This is a genomic window from Microbacterium keratanolyticum, assembly GCF_016907255.1.
Lineage (GTDB): Bacteria > Actinomycetota > Actinomycetes > Actinomycetales > Microbacteriaceae > Microbacterium > Microbacterium keratanolyticum.
In genome coordinates, this window is record NZ_JAFBBQ010000001.1 from 1,918,221 (window position 1) to 1,936,726 (window position 18,506).

Sequence of the window (18,506 nt, forward strand, 5' to 3'; positions counted from 1 at the left end):
GGGACATGCCCTCTCGTCTGCTCGCTTCTGCCCTCACGGCAACGCCGTGGATGCCCGCCTTCGACCCTGACGCGTCCCCGTTCACCGGGTACACGCGTGCGCACTGGGAATCCGCTGCCGATCGGCTGCTCGCCGGCGCACGTGCGCACGCGCTAGAGGGTGGTGCGCTGATCGATTTCTCTGCGGCTGCGTCGTCGGCTCCGGTCGATCGACTCGAAGGGTTCGCCCGGGTGTTCCTGCTCGCGGCGCTGCGGATCGCGGGTGACCCGTCGGCGCGGGCGGAGGACGCGGAGTACTGGCGCGAGGCGCTGCGCCGAGGCGTCGCGGGTCGCCTCTGGTTGCCGTTGACCGATCACAGTCAGCCCACCGTGGAGGCATCCGTGGTTGCGATCGGCTTGCATGTCGCGCGCGCCGAGCTCTGGGAGCCACTGGACGAGGCGACGAAGATCGGCATCTGCGAGTGGTTCGACGGGGCGGCGGGCACCTGGTGCGCCGACAACAATCACGTGCTGCTCGGCGCGACGCTCGCCGCCTTCACGACAAGCGTCGGCTTCGGCGATCGGCGCGCCCTCATCGAGAACGCGCTCGACCGCATGGAGGACTGGTATCGCGGCGACGGCTGGTACACGGATGGCGACGGTCGGCGTTTCGACTACTACAACGCCTACGCGTTCCACTGGTATCCGTTCTTCATCGCCCGCATGCTCGGCTCTCGTCTGGATGACCGACGGGCGGAGTATCGCGGGCGACTTGCGGCGTTCCTCGATGGCTATCAGCACCTGTTCTCGCCGAGCGGTGCGCCCATCCTGATGGGGCGCTCGCTCATCTACCGCTGGGGGATCACGGCTCCGTTCTGGATGGCTCGCTGGGAGGGTGTGGAGTCCCTGCCGCCGTCACGGATGCGGCGGATCGCCAGCGGAACGCTGCGGTACTTCGCCGACCAGGGCGTGCTCGATGACGGGGCGCTCTCACTGGGCTGGCGACGAAACGCATCGCGCGACATCGTGCAGTCGTACAGCGGATCAGGCTCTCCCTACTGGTCGAGCAAGGGATTCCTCGGGCTGCTCCTCCCGGCCGATGACGCGGTCTGGACCGATGTCGAGGCGCCGATGGTCTCGGAGGAGCGGGATGTGCGGGTGCCGTTGCATGCTCCGCGTTGGTTCATCGAAAGCCGGGACGGGCTCGTCACGCTGCACAACTTCGGCAGCGACGGTCACCCCACGCGAGACGACCACCTCTACCGGCGTCTGCTGTTCTCCTCGGCGACGGTGCCGGTGCGCGGCGAGAGCATGCGCGACGCCGATCTGACCGTGGAGGGGGCAGTGCACCGGGCTGTGGACACCGCGACCGTCACGCCCCGTGGCGGAGCGGTGACGCGCGCGCTCGACGCCGCGGGGCGGCACGTCGACACCTCCGTCTGCGCACACGTGACCGGGGATGCGACCGTGTATCTCGCGCGCGTTCGCGGCGCTGTCGGGCTGTCGGTGACGGTGAGCGGCGCAGCGGTGTCGTGGGACGACGCGGATGCGCTCGATGTGCACGATCGTGTCTCATCGGCCGGCGAAGCCGCGGTCGCCACGGCGGGACTGCGATCGGTGATCCGCTGGCTCGGAGCCTGGCACGCGGAGGCGGGACCCAGCCCTGCGGAGGCTGCGCTTCTCCCGGTGGAGGCACTGATCGAGCAGGCTCCCGAGGGAACCGCGTTGGGCGACCATGCGGCGTTTCCGCGGGTGCGCACGTCGCCACTCCGCGGTGACGTCGTGATCGCCTGGGCGGTCTCGCTGCGTGCAGGGGCGAACGGGGGCGCGGAGATTCGCTCAGAGGTCTCCGACGTGCACGTCGCCGAGGACCATGTGCGTCTGCGTCTCGACGGTGAAAAGCGCGTGTTCCGATGGGCGGCGTCTGAGCGATTCGACGGTGATCGTCGCGCACAGCAGGTCTTCCGTCCCTGAGTTCTTTTGGGCCGGTCCCAGGCGATTTCTTCAGGTGCTGCTCGGGGTCTCTGTTGCACGCCATCAGAAACTGTGACACCATCTCGGAAAGCGCTTACCCGAATCGACGCCGCGACGCGATCGATCCGACGAACTCCCTCCCGCGGCTCAGCCGCCCCACAGAACGGACCTCCTCATGTCTTCCACCCAGACCCGCGAGATCGGCATCATCATGAACGGCGTCTCCGGACGCATGGGCTACCGCCAGCACCTCGTGCGCTCGATCCTCGCGATCCGCGACCAGGGCGGCATCGTGCTCTCCGACGGCAGCCGCGTGACCGTCCGCCCGCTGCTCGTCGGCCGCAACGAGCAGAAGCTCGCCGAGATCGCCGCAGAGCATGGCATCGAGGACTACACGACCGACCTCGACGCCGCCCTCGCCGACCCGATGTGGGAGATCTACGCCGACTTCCTCGTCACCAAGGCGCGCGCCACGGCGATCCGCAAGGCGATCGCCGCAGGCAAGGCGATCTACACCGAGAAGCCCACGGCCGAGTCCCTCGAAGAGGCACTCGAACTCGCGAGCCTCGCGAAGGCGGCCGGCATCAAGACCGGTGTCGTGCACGACAAGCTCTACCTGCCGGGCCTGCAGAAGCTCAAGCGCCTCATCGACTCCGGCTTCTTCGGACGCATCCTCTCGGTGCGCGGCGAGTTCGGCTACTGGGTCTTCGAGGGCGACTGGCAGCCCGCGCAGCGCCCCAGCTGGAACTACCGCACGGAAGACGGCGGCGGCATCATCTCGGACATGTTCCCGCACTGGAACTACGTGCTGGAGAACCTGTTCGGCGAGGTCAAGAGCGTCTACGCCCAGGCCGCCGTGCACATCGCTGACCGCTGGGACGAGAACGGCGAGCACTACAACGCCACCGCCGAAGACGCCGCCTACGGCATCTTCGAGATCGAGGGGGGCATTGTCGCCGAGATCAACTCCAGCTGGACCGTCCGCGTGAACCGCGACGAGCTCGTCGAGTTCCAGGTCGACGGCACGCACGGCTCGGCCGTCGTCGGCCTCTTCGGCTGCAAGATCCAGCCGCGCAACGCGACGCCCAAGCCGGTGTGGAATCCCGATCTGGAAGACACCCGCGACTACGACGCCGATTGGCAGCAGGTGCCCACGAACGACGTCTTCCTCAACGGCTTCCGTCAGCAGTGGGAGGAGTACCTGGAGTCGTACGTGCTCGGCACCGACTACGCCTTCGACCTGCTGGCCGGTGCGCGCGGCGTGCAGTTCGCCGAGGCGGGACTCAGCTCCAGCGCCGAGGGTCGCAAGATCGTTCTCAACCCGCTGAGCCTGGCCTGATCCCATGACCACTCTTCGCTTGCTCGCGGCATCCGGGGCCACCTCGGATGTGCCGCTCAACGACTCCGGCGTCTACACGCGCCCGACGTCGCCGCTGCGCAGCCGCGTCGCCTACGCGGCCGCGCACGTCGTACCGAAGACGCACGCCGACAACACCCCGGGTCAGCCCGCCGACATCGACTGGGATGCCACGCTCGCGTTCCGCCGCAATGTGTACTCCTGGGGTCTCGGCGTCGCCGATGCCATGGATACCGCGCAGCGGAACATGGGTCTGGATGCCGCCGCGACGCGCGAACTGATCGCGCGCAGCGCCGAGGTCGCCCGTGAGGAGGGCGGATCCGTTGTCGTCGGCGTCAACACGGATCAGGTGGACGAGACGCACATCTCGCTCGACCAGGTCATCGATGCCTACAAGGGGCAGCTGCATTTCACCGAGGAGCAGGGTGCGGGGCCGGTGCTCATGGCCTCGCGTCACCTGGCGCGCACCGCGCAGAGCGCCGACGACTACCGCCGCGTGTACCGCGAGGTGTTGGCCAGCGCGACGACTCCGGTCGTGCTGCACTGGCTCGGCACGGCGTTCGACCCGGAGCTCGCGGGATACTTCGGCGCGGATGATTGGCAGACGGCCTCGGCGGTTCTGCTCGACATCATCAACGAGAACCCGTCGAAGATCGCGGGCGTGAAGATGAGCCTGCTCAACGCCGAGAGCGAGATCTCGGTGCGCGAGCGCCTCCCCGAGGGAGTGCGCATGTTCACCGGCGACGACTTCAACTACGTCGGACTCATCGGCGGCGACACCGTCGGTCAGGATGAAAGCCACTCGGATGCCTTGCTCGGTGCTTTCGCGGCGATCACGCCGGTCGCCTCCGCGGCGATCCAGGCGCTGGATGCCGGCGATCCCGCGCGCTACCTCGAGATCCTCGGCCCGACCGAAGAGCTCAGCCGGCAGGTGTTCGCCGCACCCACCTTCTACTACAAGACGGGTGTCGCGTTCCTCGCCTGGCTCAACGGGCACCAGCCCGCGTTCCAGATGGTGGGCGGCCTGCACTCCGCACGCAACCTGCCGCACCTGAGTCGCATCATCGAGTTGGCCAACGCCTCGCTCGCCCTCGAAGTTCCGGAGCTCGCGCGCGAGCGCTGGCACGGGATGCTGCGCCTGAACGGGATCGACGCATGAGCGCCGTGGATCCTCGCCTGTCGATCAACCAGGCGACCATCAAGTACGCCGATCTCGCCACGGCCCTGCGGGTGACCGCAGACGCCGGCGTCGAGGCGATCGGCCTGTGGCGCGAACCGGTGAACGAGGTCGGACTCGATGTCGCGACGAAGATGCTCGCCGACTCCGGTCTGCGGTTCACGACGCACTGCCGTGGAGGCTTCTTCACTCTCCCCGCGGGGGCGGCGCGGGATGCCGCACTCGACGACAACCGTCGTGCGATCGACGAGACCGCGGCGCTGGCCGCCGCGGGTGCAGAGGGATCGACCGCTGTGCTGGTGCTCGTCGCCGGCGGCCTTCCTGAGGGCTCGCGCGACATCGTCGGCGCACGAGAGCGCGTGCGCGACGCGCTCGGCACGCTCGCACCGTATGCCCAGAGCGCCGGCGTGACGCTCGCGATCGAGCCGCTGCATCCGATGTTCTCGTCCGACCGCTGCGTTGTCTCGACCCTCAGCCAGGCGCTCGACATCGCCGCGGACTTCGCCCCTGAGGTCGTCGGTGCAGCCGTCGACACCTTCCACATCTGGTGGGATCCGCAGGTCGAGGAGCAGATCGCCCGCGCAGGGCGCGAAGGTCGCATCGCCACCTATCAGGTGTGCGACTGGGCGACCCCGCTGCCTGCCGACGTGCTGCTGTCACGGCACTACATGGGCGATGGCGTGATCGACTTCACCGCGCTGACTCGTGCGGTGATCGCGACCGGATACGACCGCGACATCGAGGTCGAAATCTTCAACGCTGACATCTGGAGCCGCCCCGCCGACGTCGTCGTGCGCGAGACGATCGAGTCGTTCGCGCGGACCGTGTCGCCGGTGCTGCGCTAGGAACCGGCCACACACGACGTGAGAGAGTGACACGATGACCACGATCCGACCCGGCCTGTGCTCGGTGACCTTCCGCGCGCACACGCCCGAGCAGATCATCGAGGCCGCCGCCGCGGCGAAGCTCGAGGTCATCGAATGGGGCGGTGACGTGCACGTGCCGCCCGGAGACGTCCGCACGGCGGAGCGGGTTGCGACAGCGACCCGCTCCGCCGGGCTGCTCTCCTGCTCGTACGGTTCGTACTATCGGGCGACGCCGTCCGACGAACTCGCTCCCGTGCTCGACAGCGCAGAGGCGCTGGGTGTCGATCGCGTCCGGATCTGGGCGGGGCGCACCGCCTCGAAGGATGTCAGCGTCGCAGAGCGCGACGCCCTCGCCGATCGGCTGCAGGACGCGGCTGAGGCAGCCGCGCAGCGCGGCATCCGCCTCGCCCTCGAATACCATGCGCGCACGCTCACCGACACGGTCGAGACGACCGAATGGCTGCTGCAGCGCGTGCCCGCGTTGAGCACGTACTGGCAGCCCGACGTCGGCGCTCCGGACGACGTCGCGCTCGCGGCCTATCGCACGCTCGAATCCCGAGTGGATGCCGTGCACGTCTTCTCCTGGTGGCCGACGATCGAGCGGCTTCCCCTCTCGGCGCGGGAGAGTCTGTGGCGCGCGTTCGTGCACGAGGTGTCTCTCGTCGACAGGGCGCCTCGCGACGCCCTGCTCGAATTCGTCCCCGACGACGACATCGACGTGCTTGCACGCGAAGCCCAGACGCTCCGCGACTATCTCGGCTGCGGCCTGAACGCGGGCGCGGCCGAGTGACGCGACCGAAGCTCCAGGCGTGGCGCCGGATAGGGTCGGAACATGACCCGGCCTGACCCCTCCGCACCACCGGCACCAACGCGACGGGCGCCGGAGACGACCGGACTCCCGACACTCGAGGACGTCGCCCGAGCGGCGGGTGTCTCGCTCGCGACAGCTTCCCGCGTGCTCAATGGATCGACCCGCAAGGTCGCGGATTCCTACCGCGAGCGCGTCGAGCGGGCTGCTGCAGAACTCGGCTACTCGACGAACGTCTCCGCGCAGGCCATCGCCCGCGGCACCTCGCCCGTCATCGCACTCCTCGTCGCGGACATCGCCGACCCCTACTTCGGTCTCATCGCGAGCGGGGTGGCCCGAGGTGCAGATGAGCACGGACTCATCGTCACCATCTCCGTCACCGAGCGCGATCCTGCCCGGGAGGCGCGCACTCTGCGCGCCTTGCGAGGCCAGCGCCCCAAGGGGCTCATCCTTGCCGCATCCCGCGCCGCCGAGGCATCCGAAAGCGACACCCGGCACGAGATCGCCGAGTTCGCGCGCACGGGCGGACGCGTCGTCGTCCTCGGTGCGGCGGGGCCGGACACGCGCGGTATCGAGATCGACAACCGGGGCGGCGCGGAGATGCTCGGACGCCAGATGGCCGCGCTCGGCTACCGTCGCGCGATCGCTCTCGCAGCCGCCGACGGCGTGCATACCTCGGATGAGCGTCTCGCGGGCTTCCGGCGCGGATTCGCGGACCGCGACGGCGTCGTCGACCGGGTGTACCGAGGCGACTTCCGGCAGGAGTCCGGTGCGGAGATGATGTCCGCCGCCCTGCAGGACGGCGTCGAGGCGGGCACCCTCGTCTTCGCGCTGAGTGACGTGGTGGCAATCGGTGCGATGTCGGCCATCCGCGCTGCCGGACGCGAGATCGGCCACGACATCGCGGTCTGCGGCTTCGATGATGTCCCGTCGAGCAGCGACGTCACGCCGACGCTCACCACGGTGCACGTCCCTCTGAGTGATGTCGGACACGAAGCGTTCCGCGCGGTCGTGGACGAGGACTGGACTCCCGGGTACTTGGCACTGGACGTCGTCGTGCGCGAGAGCACACCACCCCACCCCGCCGCACAGGAGTCTGCATGACCCGCATCGTCCTCGCCCTCGACAGCTTCAAGGGCTCCATCACGGCGGCGGATGCCTCTGCGGCGCTCACGGCAGGCATCCACGGTGTCGATCCGTCGATCGATGTCGTTCCGAGACCGATGGCGGACGGTGGCGAAGGCACGGTCTCGGCGTTCGCGAGCGCGGTGCCGGATGCGCGGCTCATCCCTGTGACGGTCGACGGCCCCGCGGGTCGTCGCGTCGAGACATCCTGGCTCCTGCTCCCTGCGACACCGGATGCGCCAGCGGGAACCGCCGTCATCGACCTGGCATCCACCTCGGGGATCGAGCTGCTCGACGAACTGCGTCCGTGGGACGCCGACACGACGGGGTTCGGGCAGGCGATCGCCGCAGCTCTCGATCACGGTGTCTCTCGGCTCGTGCTCGGGATCGGATCGAGCGCGTCGACCGACGGCGGAACCGGTCTGCTGGCGGCACTCGGCGCGCAGTTCCTCGACGTCGAAGGTCAGCCGATCGCCCGCGGCGCCCGGGGCCTCGCCGACCTCGCCCGCGTCGACCTCTCTGGCCTCCGCTCGCCGATCGAGGTGCTCGTACTGACGGACGTGCTGAGTCCGCTCGTGGGGCCCGCCGGGGCCGCCGCGGTCTTCGGCCCGCAGAAGGGGCTCAGCGATGCCGCCGACATTGCCGCCGTCGATGCGGCGCTCGTGCGTCTGGCGAAGCTTCTGGGCGTGGAACCGGCCACGCCTCGCACCGGCGCCGCCGGCGGTGCCGGACTCGCTCTGCACGCCTGGGGTGCGCAGCTCGTCTCCGGAGCTCCCGAGGTCGCCGCACTCATCCGCCTCGACGAGGCGATCGCGGAGGCCGATCTCGTCGTCACCGGCGAGGGCTCCTTCGATGGACAGTCCTCCGAGGGCAAGGTGCCGTCGCTCGTCGCCGAACGGGCGCAGGCACACGGTGTGCCGGTCGCGCTGGTCGCCGGTCGCATCGCCGAGAGCGCGGATGCCACGGGGTTCACCTCCGTGGTCTCATTGACCGTGCTGGCAGGCAGCTCCGACGCGGCGATGGCCGACCCCGCGCACTACCTGCACGAGGCCGGAGAGATCCTGGCCCGCCAGCACCTCGCGCGCTGACGTCCGCCCCTCAGCGAGAAACCACTTCCTGCACGAGAAACACATCCCGCCGTGGTTTCTCGCGCGGAATGTGGTTTTTCGCGGGCCGCGCGCGGGAGCTGGGGCCGACGGAAGCCCGGGCCGGGAGACGAGGGCCGGGTCGCCGGCCGCGCGCTCAGCCCCCGAGCGCCGCGCTGACGACCGCCCGCGCCTCGTCCTGCACCTGCGCGAGGTGCTCCGGGCCGAGAAGGCTCTCGGCGTACAGCTTGTAGACGTCTTCCGTGCCCGAAGGGCGCGCGGCGAACCAGGCGTGCTCGGTCTGCACCTTCAGCCCCCCGATCGCCGCACCGTTGCCGGGAGCGTGCGACAGCTTCGCGATGATCGGCTCGCCGGCGAGCTCGGTCGCGCTGACAGCATCCGGAGCCAACTTGCCGAGCGTCGCCTTCTGCTCCGGTGTCGCCGGTGCGTCGATGCGCTGGTAGACGGATGATCCGAACGCCGCTTCCAGTTCGCGGTAGCGCTCGGAAGGGCTCTTGCCGGTCACCGCGGTGATCTCAGCGGCAAGCAGACACAGCAGGATGCCGTCCTTGTCGGTCGACCAGGGCGTGCCGTCCATGCGCAGGAACGAGGCGCCGGCGGACTCCTCGCCGCCGAACGCGACCGTGCCGTCGAGCAGGCCCGGGACGAACCACTTGAAGCCCACGGGAACCTCCAGCAGACGTCGACCCAGCGACTCGGCGACGCGGTCGATGATCATCGACGACACAAGGGTCTTGCCGATCGCTGCGTCCCGCGCCCAGCCCGGACGGTGCGCGAAGAGGTAGTCGATCGCGACCGCGAGATAGTGGTTCGGGTTCATGAGGCCGGCGTCGGGGGTGACGATGCCGTGGCGGTCGGCGTCCGCATCGTTGCCGACGAGCACGTCGAACGAGCCCTTCTTCGCCACCAGCGATGCCATCGCGTGCACCGAGGACGGATCCATGCGAATCTTCTCGTCCCAGTCCAGGGTCATGAACCGCCAGGTCGGATCGACCTCGGGGTTCACGACTGTGAGCTCCAGGCCGAACAGCTCGCCGATGCGCGCCCAGTACTCCACCGCGGCGCCACCCATGGGGTCGGCGCCGATGCGGATCCCGGAGCGCTTGATCGCATCGATGTCGATGATCGACGGCAGATCGCGCACATAGCTGTCGCGGAAGTCGTAGGAGCCGATGCGCTCGCGGTTGATGTCGGCGAAGCGCACCCGCTGCACGCCGTCGAGGCCCGCCTCGATGAGTTCATTCGCGCGGGTGGCGATCCAGCCCGTGGCATCCGTGTCGGCAGGGCCGCCGTGCGGCGGGTTGTACTTGAATCCGCCGTCACGGGGCGGGTTGTGTGAGGGCGTCACGACGATGCCGTCCGCGCGGCCCGCAGCATCCGGCGCAAGTGCGCGGTTGAAGGTGAGGATCGCGTGGCTCAGTGCCGGCGTCGGGACCCATGCGTCGCGCGAGTCGACGAGTACCTCGACGCCGTTCGCGATGAGCACCTCGATGGCGCTGCGCTCTGCGGGGCGTGAGAGCGCATGCGTGTCGCGGCCGAGGAAGACGGGGCCGGTGATCCCCTGCGTGCGGCGGTAGTCGACGATCGCCTGCGTGGTCGCGAGGATGTGCTGCTCGTTGAAGCTGCCCGACAGCGAGGAACCGCGGTGCCCGCTCGTGCCGAAGGCGACGCGCTCTGCGGAGACTGCGGGATTCGGCACGCGGTCGTAGTAGGCGGCGATCAGTTCGTCGACATCGATCAGATCAGACGCCTCAGCGGGGAGGCCAGCGCGGCTCGTCATGGTTCTAGTGTGCCCCTCGCATCTGCATGTCGCATCTCGTGCGTCCTCACGTGGCATCCGCCGATAGGCTGAACGCCGTGACTGAACGCCGCACCTACAGCTACCTCGGCCCTGCGGGCACCTTCACGGAAGCGGCTCTGGCACAGGTGCCCGAAGCTCGCGGCCAGGTCTGGAACCCCGTGCACAACGTGGGCGAAGCGCTCGCCGACGTGCTCGAAGGCCGCAGCGACGCCGCGATGATCGCGATCGAGAACTCGATCGAAGGCGGCGTGTCCACCACGCTCGATGCACTCGCGACCCTTCCCGGCCTGCGCATCGCGGGGGAGTACCTCGTCGCGGTGAACTTCGTGCTCGTGGGGCGCCCCGGCATCCGGCTCGAAGATGTGCAGGTCGTTGCCGCGCATCCCGTCGCCTACGCGCAGTGCCACGGATGGCTCGGCGAGCACCTTCCGCGTCACGCGCATGTCCCCGCGGCGAGCAATGTCGCCTCGGCGCTCGGAGTGCTCGATGGATCGCTGCCCGCACAGGCCGCGATCGCGGCACCCGGTGTCGTGCAGCACCAGGACGTGGAGGTTCTCGCGGAGCAGATCGGCGACAACGACAACGCCGTGACCCGCTTCGTGCTCGTCACGCCGACGACGGTGCCGCCCGCGCCCACCGGCGCCGACAAGACCTCGCTCATCATCGAGCTGCCCGTCGACCAGCCCGGTGCGCTGCTCGAGATGCTGGAGCAGTTCTCCACCCGGGGCATCAACCTCTCGGCCATCCAATCGCGTCCCATCGGCGACGAGCTCGGACGCTACCGCTTCGTCATCGACGCCGACGGGCACATTCACGACGAGCGCATGTACGACGCACTTCTCGGCATCCGCCGGTTCAGCCCGCGGGTGGTGTTCCTCGGCTCGTACCCGCGTGCCGACCGCCGCATCGTGCAGTACCCCGAACGCTATGCGGACGACATCTTCGTCGAAGCCCGCGACTGGATCCGCGGCCTGCTCAGCGGCGAGCCCGAGGCCTGAGGGTCGCCTTCCGGCGCTGACCCGCTCCGGCACGGATGGCGGGAGATCGCTCGCCGGGCGGCCTGAAGGCGAGCGGCGACCGCGGAAACTGTCTGCGGCTCCCGCCATCCGTCCCGCGGGGTCGGATCAGCTCGCCAGCAGTTCCAGCGTCTGCTGGCGCCCGATCGAGGTCTCCAGCGACTCTGTGGCGAAGGCCCCCGCCACCGGCGAGATCATGATCTCGTCGACGCCATGGCGCGCGGCGAAGGCTTCGAGCTCCGTACGCACCTCCGCGCCGGTTCCGATGAACCATCCGGTCCCCGCGGCAGCGAGAGTTGTCGGATCTGCGGCAGCATCCGCGGCGGCAACGCCCGCCTGCGCCTGCTCGACAGTCTCCAGAGGAGTGAGCGGGAGGCCTCGACGCAGACGCACCATCGTGCGCAGCTGCGGCAGCGCGCGTGCCTCGGCTTCGTCGCGCGTCGGGGCGGCGACAGCGTTCGCGGTGAGGAAGGTGCGCGGCTCGGGATGCTGCTCGCTGGGCCGGTACCCGCTGCGGTACAGATCCAGCGCGCGTTCGAGCCCGGCGCCGGAGAAGTGGTTCGCAAAGACGTACGGCAGGCCGTGCGCGGCCGCCAACTGCGCGGAGTAGTCACTCGACCCGAGCAGCCAGATCGTGGGAGCCTCTGATGCGGCGGGCGTCGCGTGCACCGAGTACTCGCCGCCGCTCGTGAACTGCACGGTCGCGCCGTCCGGCTGCAGCATGAGTCCGATGTCCTGCACGTGCGAGGGGAATCGCTCCACGTCGCCGGCGGTTCCCGAGGCGCGCAGGAGCTGGGTGATGACCGGATCGCTGCCGGGGGCGCGTCCGATGCCGAGATCGATGCGTCCGGGCGCGAGTGCTTCAAGCGCGGCGAACTGCTCGGCGACGATGAGCGGTGCATGGTTCGGCAGCATGACGCCACCGGAGCCGACACGGATGCGAGAGGTGCGCATGGCGGCGGCCGCGATCAGCACGGGTGGTGCCGTGGAGGCGACGGCCGGCATGTTGTGGTGCTCGGCGAACCAGTAGCGGCGGTAGCCCAGAGCATCCGCCTTCTGCGCCAACGCGAGCGATGCGGCCACCGCCTGCGCGCTGGTCTGCCCGGTGCGCACCGGGACGAGGTCGAGAACAGAGAGTGAGAGAGCAGTCATCCCTGAGAGCAACCGCCCCGGCGCCGCATCAATTCCCGCGGTCGGCCGCGTACTCTTGCCGCATGGATGCCGCCTTCTTCTACATCGTCGTCGGTGCTGTCGCTGTCGCGGCGATCGCGCGCTGGAGAGGGTGGCCCGCTCCGCTGCTCGTGACGATCGTTGCGCTCGCGGCATCCTTCCTTCCCTTCGTGCCTGAGATCACGATCGACGGGCATGTGCTGTTGAACATCGTGCTGCCGCCGCTGCTGTACTCGGCGGCGCTGGATGTGTCGTTCGTCAGCTTCTCGCGCAGCCTTCCCCAGATCCGACGTCTGGGAATCGGGCTTGTCGTCGTCACGGCGGTCGCCGTCGGGTTCGTCGCCTGGTGGCTGATGCCGTCGCTCACTCTGCCCGGTGCCCTCCTGCTGGGCGCGATCGTCGCGCCGCCGGATGCGGTCTCCGCCGCCGCTATCGGACGCAAGCTCGGCCTGCCTCGACGCGTGATGACCGTGTTGTCGGGGGAGAGTCTCATCAACGACGCGACATCGCTCACGATGTACCGGGTCTTCGCGGGCGTGATCGTCGGCGCGGCGTCGTTCGTCCTCTGGGAGTCGATCTGGCAGTTCCTCGTTGCGGTCGTCGTCGGCGTCGCGGTCGGTGTGGTCTTCGGGATCGTGCTGCATCAGCTGCGGATGAGGGTCAGCGATCCGGTCGTCAACGGCACGTTCGGTCTGCTGGCTCCCTTCGGTGCCTACGGCATCGCGGAGCACCTGCTCGGATCGGGCGTGCTCGCGGTCGTCGCGATGGGCCTGTTCGTCGGCTACAACGCTCCGCGCACCGACTATCTGACGCGTCAGCAGGAGGCGCCGCTGTGGCTGTCGGCTGACTTCCTGCTCGAGTCCTTCGTCTTCGCGTACATCGGCCTCCAGCTGCCTCGTGTGCTGGCGGATCTCAACGACGGCGCGGTCGGAGAGGTCATCGTACTGGCGATCGGGGTACTGCTGGTCGTGCTGATCGTCCGACCGCTGTTCGTGTACCCGGCGCATGCCTGGGGGCAGTGGTGGCTGCGGCAGAAGGTGCGGAGGTGGGAGAAGCATCGCGGCACTGTGCCGGAAGAGCGCGAGCGTCCGGCCAAGCGCGGTCACCGTGCGCGCACGGAGCAGCAGCTGAAGGCTCGTGTCGCGGAGTCGGCGCTGTCGTGGAAAGACAATGCGGTGATCTCGTGGGCGGGAATGCGCGGTGTCGTCACACTTGCCACGGCGCTCGCCGCCGCTGACCTGGCGGGCCTGGATCCCAACGCGGAGCATGCGATCGTCGTGGTCGCCTTCGTTGTCACGGTGGGCACCCTGCTGCTGCAGGGCCTGACGCTGCCCTGGATGATCCGTCGGCTGGAGGTCGTCGACGACGTGGAGGCGAAGGAGGATGAGCGGCAGATCGCGGCCGTGCGCGCTCGCAGCCGCGAGGTCGGCAAGGCGTATCTGAGGGAGGCGCGCACCCGCTGGGCCGCCGAGTATGGCGAGGAACAGCTTCGCACCTTCGACGCGTTCGCGAAGCGACTGGTGAAGTTCGAATCGGATGCCGACGCTGTCGCCCCGGATGCTGCGCCGGCCCAGATCGGATACGAGCAGTTCCTTCCTCTGATGAAGGGATGGCTGTCGGTGCGGCGTGCACTGCTGCTGGAGGAACGCGACGCCGGCACGCTGAGCGAAGAGGTCATGCATGAGCTGATCGCCGCGATGGATGCGGAAGAGCTCGCGCTGGATGCGCGCGCCGCTACTCGCTATTCCCGTTGACGCCGCGTCTGCTCCGGAGTAGGCCTGGAGTACGAGGTGAGCGCAGTGGACAGATTCCGTGATCGCGACGAAGCGGGGCGTCTGCTTGCCGACCGGCTGACTGAGCAGGCGAGGCCGGATGCCGTCGTGCTGGCTTTGCCTCGCGGAGGCGTCCCTGTCGCGGCCGTCATCGCCGCACGACTCGGGATGCCGCTGGATGTGCTCGTCGTGCGGAAGCTGGGTGTGCCGTGGCATTCGGAGCTGGCGATGGGCGCGGTCGGCGAGGAGGGTGCGACGGTGTTGAACGACGATGTGATCGCCGCGGCGCGCATCGACGAGACCACGCTGCAGGGGGTGATCGCTCGGGAGCGGTCCGAGGTCACACGACGCGTCGACCGATTCCGGGGCGCACGGCCGCCGGTTCCACTGGCGGGGCGCAGGGCGATCATCGTGGACGACGGGGTGGCCACGGGAGCCACCGCCCGGGCGGGGTGCGCGGTCGCACGACTTCGCGGCGCAGCATCCGTCGTGCTTGCGGTGCCTGTTGGTGCGCCATCGGTGATCCGCGACCTTCGTGAGGTGGCGGACGAGATCATCTGCCTGCACGAGCCGCCCGGATTCATGGCAGTGGGGATGCACTATCTCGACTTCCGTCAGGTCGAGGATGCGGAGGTCGGGCGACTGCTGCGCGCCGGTCGCTGAACACAAGGGGATCGGATGTCAGGACGAGGAGTCCTGACATCCGATCCCCTTCGGACTTCCTCGGATCAGGCCGCGAGAAGCACGGCGGCTTCCGCCGGCTCGCGCAATGCGAGACTCACCTGCCAGCTGGCGCTGAAGCTGCGTTCGGGGAGCGCCTCCAGCGCCGAGCAGTCGGCGGGTGCGAGTTCGTCACGGCGCGCCTCGCGGAGGAGATCGTCCTTCGTCGCGGGGTACTCCATGGTGAGGAGGAACCGCTGAAGAGAGGGTGAGGTCGTCATTTTCGGTCCTTCCGTTCTCTGATGAGGGGCGGGTCAGGCGTCGATCGCCTGTCGATCCTCAAGATTGTCGACGCGGATCTTGCGTGGCTTCGCACGCTCGCTGACCGGGATGACGACGGTGAGCACTCCGCTCTCGTACGACGCCGAGATGTGATCGACGTCGACGCCATCGCCAAGCGTGAACTGGCGCAGATAAGCGCCGTCGCTGCGCTCGCGAGTGATCCAACGCATGCCTTCGCCGTTGCCGGCGGTGCGCTGTGCCCGGATCGACAGCTGCGATCCGTCGATGTCGACGTCGATGGATCCGGGGTCGGCGCCGGGGATGTCGGCATGGAGCAGATAGCGGTCACCGTCGCGACAGAGGTCGACGGGCATGGTGCGGGGTGTGCGGACGGAGTCGAGCACGCTCGCGGCGAAGCGGTCGAGCTGACTGATCGGGTCGAGTGTCATTGCCATGGTGTTCTCCTCTCGTATAGGGGTGCGATCCCGGATGCGTCATCTCCGTCGGTGGGAAACCTGCATCCGGCGCTGTAGATTTTTTATACCCAAATGCGTGGAAAAGTTCAACAGGGTTTGGGAAGATCGACGAGAACGATGAAGGAGATGCTGTGGCGAGTCATGACCCGGGAACCCCGCTGTACGGAATCGCCGTCGCGGCGCAGCTCGCCGGCGTGCCTGAACCCACGCTCCGTCTCTACGAGCGCCATGGGCTGCTGAACCCATATCGGAGTGAGGGGGGCACGCGCCGCTACAGCGAAGACGATCTGGAGCGGCTGCGTCGGGTCGCGGGGCTGCGCGATGCCGGTGTGAATCTCGCGGGGATCAACCGTGTGATCGACCTCGAAGACGAGAACGCGGATCTGCGGCGCGAACTCGACGCCCGCGCCGACGCCGCAGAGTGAACAGAGAAGAAACGACCCCGCACTGCAACGCAGTGCGGGGTCTTGACGGGAGTGCTCGGTATCAGCGGGCGGGAGCGGGCTCCGCGGATGCCTCGGGTGCAGCATCCGGGGCCGTGCTGTCGTCCTCGTTGCTGTCGTCGCCAGAGTCGTCGGCGAACGGCAGGCCCTCACGGGGAGCGTTGTAGAGCTCCTCATCGAGGATGCCCTCGCGCTTGGCGACGATCGTCGGGATGAGCGCCTGACCTGCGACGTTGACCGCGGTGCGGCCCATGTCGAGGATCGGGTCGATCGCGAGCAGCAGACCGACACCCTCAAGGGGCAGGCCCAGGGTCGACAGCGTCAGCGTGAGCATGACGATCGCGCCCGTGGTGCCGGCGGTTGCGGCGGAACCGACGACCGAGACGATCACGATCAGCAGGTACTGCACGAAGTTCAGCTCGATGCCGAAGAACTGTGCGACGAAGATCGCGGCGATGGCCGGGTAGATCGCGGCGCAGCCGTCCATCTTGGTCGTCGCGCCGAACGGCACGGCGAAGGATGCGTAGGCGCGGGGCACACCGAGGTTGCGCTCGGTGACGCGCTCGGTCAGGGGCAGCGTGCCGATCGACGAGCGGCTCACGAAGGCGAGCTGCACGGCGGGCCACACACCCGAGAAGTACTGCTTGATCGAGAGGCCGTGCGTCTTCACGAGAATCGGGTAGACCACGAACAGCACGAGCGCGAGACCGACGTAGATCGCGATCGCGAACCAGGCGAGACCGACCAGCTTGTCCCAGCCGTACTTGATGACGGCCGATCCGATGAGGCCGAAGGTACCGAGCGGGGCGAGGCGGATGATCCACCACAGCACGCGCTGGATGACCTTGAGCAGCGACTCGGTGAAGGCCAGGAACGGCTCGGCCTTCTTGCCGGCCTTGAGGGCGGCGATGCCGATGACGGTCGCGACGACGATGACCTGGAGGATGTTGAAGCCAACGCTCGACGAGAACGTGCCCTCAGCAGCGCCCGGATAGGTGCTGACCGTGATGCCGAGGAAGTTCTGCGGGATGAGGCCGAGCAGGAAGTCCCACCACGAGCCGACGCGCGAGGGCTCTGCGGGCGCTTCGAGGCCTTCTCCGGCGCGAGCGCCCGGCTGGATGATGAGGCCGAGGGCGATACCGATCGACACGGCGATGAACGCGGTGATCGCGAACCACAGCAGCGTCTGGCCTGCGAGGCGAGCGGCGTTCTGCACGCGGCGCAGGTTCGAGATGCTCGCGACGATCGCGGTGAAGATCAGCGGAACGACAGCGGCACGCAGGATCGTGACGTACGACGAGCCGATCTTGTCGAGCGTGTCGGACAGCACGGTCGGCGCACCGTCGACGGAGATCTGGCGGCCGATGAGGCCGGCGGCGATGCCGAGCACGAGCGCGGCGAGGATCTGGAAGCCGAACGACGTCAGCAGCTTGCGGATGGGGCTGCGCGTGTCGGGCGCCTTGGCGGCGCGGGCGGTGGTGGTGCTCAAGGGGACTCCCGTCGATGCGCGCCGGGTGCGCGCCGTGGAGTTCAACGCTAGACACCGTCATTCATTCCCGTGAATGGTGTGACGCCGCGTGACACCGAGTGTGACGCCGCGTGACACTCCGGCGGCTGACGGCATACTGAGGGCTGGTCAACAGAGAGTGGGCGCGATGTCGGTCATGCAGAAGTTCTCCCTCGAGGGCCGGGTGGCGCTCGTCACGGGCGGCAACCGAGGGATCGGACGCGGCATCGCGCAGGCGCTCGCCGAGGCGGGGGCTGCGGTCGCGATCACTGCGCGCACGGCTCAGGCGGCTCAGGATGCTGCCGCCGAACTCACCGCGGAAGGCCACACGGCCCTCGGCGTTGCCCTCGACGTGACGGACGCCGACAGTGTCGAGTCCGCCGTTGCGGAGGTTGAGGTCGCGCTCGGCCCGATCGACGTACTGATCAACAACGCGGGCATCTCCATCGGCGGTGCGGCGCTCGAGATCGATGACGACGTCTGGACGCAGACCCTCGACACCAACCTCAACGGTGTCTGGCGCTGCAGCCGCGCCGTCGGTCGTCGCATGGCCGAACGCGGTGGCGGCACGATCGTGAACATCGGCTCGATGTCGGCCATGATCGTCAACCAGCCGCGCTGGCAGCCGGCATACCTGGCCTCGAAGGCCGCGGTGCATCAGCTGACGAAGGCCCTCGCTGCGGAGTGGGCTGCGCACAGCATCCGGGTGAATGCGATGGCGCCGGGGTACATCCTCACCGAGGCGTCCCCGGTCGATCAGCCCGAGTACTACGCGTCTTGCGTCGAGCCTGCCGCGATGAAGCGCTGGGGGACACCTGAGGAGCTCGGCGCGGTCGCCGTGTTCCTCGCCAGCGAGGCATCCAGCTTCATGACCGGCTCCGTGCTCGTCGTTGACGGTGGCTACACGCTGTTCTGAGTCTCAGCCGGAGGCTGGTGTCCTGCGAGAAACCACAAACGCCGCGAGAAACCACGGCAGAACACGTGTCTC

General features: G+C 68.6%; 17 protein-coding genes. 12 read left to right on the forward strand and 5 right to left on the reverse strand.

All coding sequences use genetic code 11. The features are described from left to right. The first annotated feature begins 5 nt into the window (after positions 1-5). From JOD62_RS09170 to JOD62_RS09200, 7 genes are all read left to right on the forward strand, one after another. Positions 6-1,952: a DUF2264 domain-containing protein gene (locus JOD62_RS09170; protein ID WP_204938991.1), complete on the forward strand. Its 1,947-nt coding sequence runs from the start codon at positions 6-8 to the stop codon at positions 1,950-1,952. Positions 1,953-2,127: 175 nt separating this feature from the next. After that, positions 2,128-3,291: a Gfo/Idh/MocA family protein gene (locus JOD62_RS09175; protein ID WP_204938992.1), complete on the forward strand. Its 1,164-nt coding sequence runs from the start codon at positions 2,128-2,130 to the stop codon at positions 3,289-3,291. Positions 3,292-3,295: 4 nt separating this feature from the next. Further along, positions 3,296-4,468, forward strand: a complete 1,173-nt coding sequence (locus JOD62_RS09180) for a dihydrodipicolinate synthase family protein (RefSeq protein ID WP_204938993.1) — start codon at positions 3,296-3,298, stop codon at positions 4,466-4,468. Further along, positions 4,465-5,331 (forward strand): sugar phosphate isomerase/epimerase family protein, encoded by an 867-nt coding sequence (locus JOD62_RS09185; RefSeq protein WP_204938994.1) that lies wholly within the window; start codon positions 4,465-4,467, stop codon positions 5,329-5,331. Before JOD62_RS09180 ends, JOD62_RS09185 begins: the two co-directional genes overlap by 4 nt. Positions 5,332-5,365: 34 nt before the next feature. Continuing rightward, complete coding sequence (locus JOD62_RS09190) at positions 5,366-6,142, forward strand: sugar phosphate isomerase/epimerase family protein (protein WP_204938995.1); 777 nt, start codon at positions 5,366-5,368, stop codon at positions 6,140-6,142. Between the two features lie 42 nt (positions 6,143-6,184). Then, the gene (locus JOD62_RS09195) at positions 6,185-7,264 is read left to right on the forward strand and encodes a LacI family DNA-binding transcriptional regulator (RefSeq protein WP_204938996.1); all 1,080 of its coding nucleotides are present in this window, start codon (positions 6,185-6,187) and stop codon (positions 7,262-7,264) included. Next, positions 7,261-8,373, forward strand: coding sequence for a glycerate kinase (locus JOD62_RS09200; protein WP_204938997.1), 1,113 nt, complete (start codon positions 7,261-7,263; stop codon positions 8,371-8,373). Before JOD62_RS09195 ends, JOD62_RS09200 begins: the two co-directional genes overlap by 4 nt. Before the next feature lie 154 nt (positions 8,374-8,527). Here JOD62_RS09200 and pgm read toward each other — a convergent pair whose 3' ends face one another. Next, positions 8,528-10,171 (reverse strand): phosphoglucomutase (alpha-D-glucose-1,6-bisphosphate-dependent), encoded by a 1,644-nt coding sequence (gene pgm / locus JOD62_RS09205; protein ID WP_204938998.1) that lies wholly within the window; start codon positions 10,169-10,171, stop codon positions 8,528-8,530. A 26-nt stretch (positions 10,172-10,197) separates the two neighbouring features. Between pgm and pheA the strand changes: the two genes are divergently transcribed. Next, positions 10,198-11,190 carry a prephenate dehydratase gene (gene pheA, locus JOD62_RS09210; RefSeq protein WP_204938999.1) on the forward strand — a complete coding sequence of 331 codons (993 nt, stop codon included), beginning with the start codon at positions 10,198-10,200 and terminating at the stop codon, positions 11,188-11,190. A gap of 126 nt (positions 11,191-11,316) precedes the next feature. Here pheA and JOD62_RS09215 read toward each other — a convergent pair whose 3' ends face one another. After that, positions 11,317-12,360, reverse strand: coding sequence for an LLM class flavin-dependent oxidoreductase (locus JOD62_RS09215; RefSeq protein ID WP_204939000.1), 1,044 nt, complete (start codon positions 12,358-12,360; stop codon positions 11,317-11,319). A gap of 62 nt (positions 12,361-12,422) precedes the next feature. On the opposite strand from JOD62_RS09215, the gene JOD62_RS09220 reads away from it, so the two are divergent. Further along, positions 12,423-14,132, forward strand: a complete 1,710-nt coding sequence (locus JOD62_RS09220; protein ID WP_204939001.1) for a cation:proton antiporter — start codon at positions 12,423-12,425, stop codon at positions 14,130-14,132. Positions 14,133-14,177: 45 nt separating this feature from the next. Then, a complete protein-coding gene (locus JOD62_RS09225; RefSeq protein ID WP_204939002.1) occupies positions 14,178-14,813 on the forward strand; it encodes a phosphoribosyltransferase in 636 nt (211 codons plus the stop codon). Positions 14,814-14,878: 65 nt separating this feature from the next. Here JOD62_RS09225 and JOD62_RS09230 read toward each other — a convergent pair whose 3' ends face one another. Both JOD62_RS09230 and JOD62_RS09235 read right to left on the reverse strand, forming a co-directional pair. Then, positions 14,879-15,091 carry a DUF2795 domain-containing protein gene (locus JOD62_RS09230; protein ID WP_204939003.1) on the reverse strand — a complete coding sequence of 71 codons (213 nt, stop codon included), beginning with the start codon at positions 15,089-15,091 and terminating at the stop codon, positions 14,879-14,881. Positions 15,092-15,124: 33 nt separating this feature from the next. Next, on the reverse strand, positions 15,125-15,547 hold the full coding sequence (locus tag JOD62_RS09235; RefSeq protein ID WP_204939004.1) for an Hsp20/alpha crystallin family protein: 423 nt from the start codon (positions 15,545-15,547) through the stop codon (positions 15,125-15,127). 152 nt (positions 15,548-15,699) lie between these two features. Between JOD62_RS09235 and JOD62_RS09240 the strand changes: the two genes are divergently transcribed. After that, positions 15,700-15,993, forward strand: coding sequence for a MerR family transcriptional regulator (locus tag JOD62_RS09240; protein WP_204939005.1), 294 nt, complete (start codon positions 15,700-15,702; stop codon positions 15,991-15,993). A gap of 61 nt (positions 15,994-16,054) precedes the next feature. On the opposite strand, the gene JOD62_RS09245 is transcribed toward JOD62_RS09240, so the two are convergent. Then, positions 16,055-17,500, reverse strand: a complete 1,446-nt coding sequence (locus JOD62_RS09245) for a dicarboxylate/amino acid:cation symporter (RefSeq protein ID WP_204939006.1) — start codon at positions 17,498-17,500, stop codon at positions 16,055-16,057. Positions 17,501-17,666: 166 nt separating this feature from the next. On the opposite strand from JOD62_RS09245, the gene JOD62_RS09250 reads away from it, so the two are divergent. Continuing rightward, entirely contained in the window at positions 17,667-18,434 is a 768-nt protein-coding gene (locus tag JOD62_RS09250; RefSeq protein ID WP_204939007.1) for an SDR family NAD(P)-dependent oxidoreductase, read from the forward strand. The last annotated feature ends 72 nt before the right edge of the window (positions 18,435-18,506 follow it).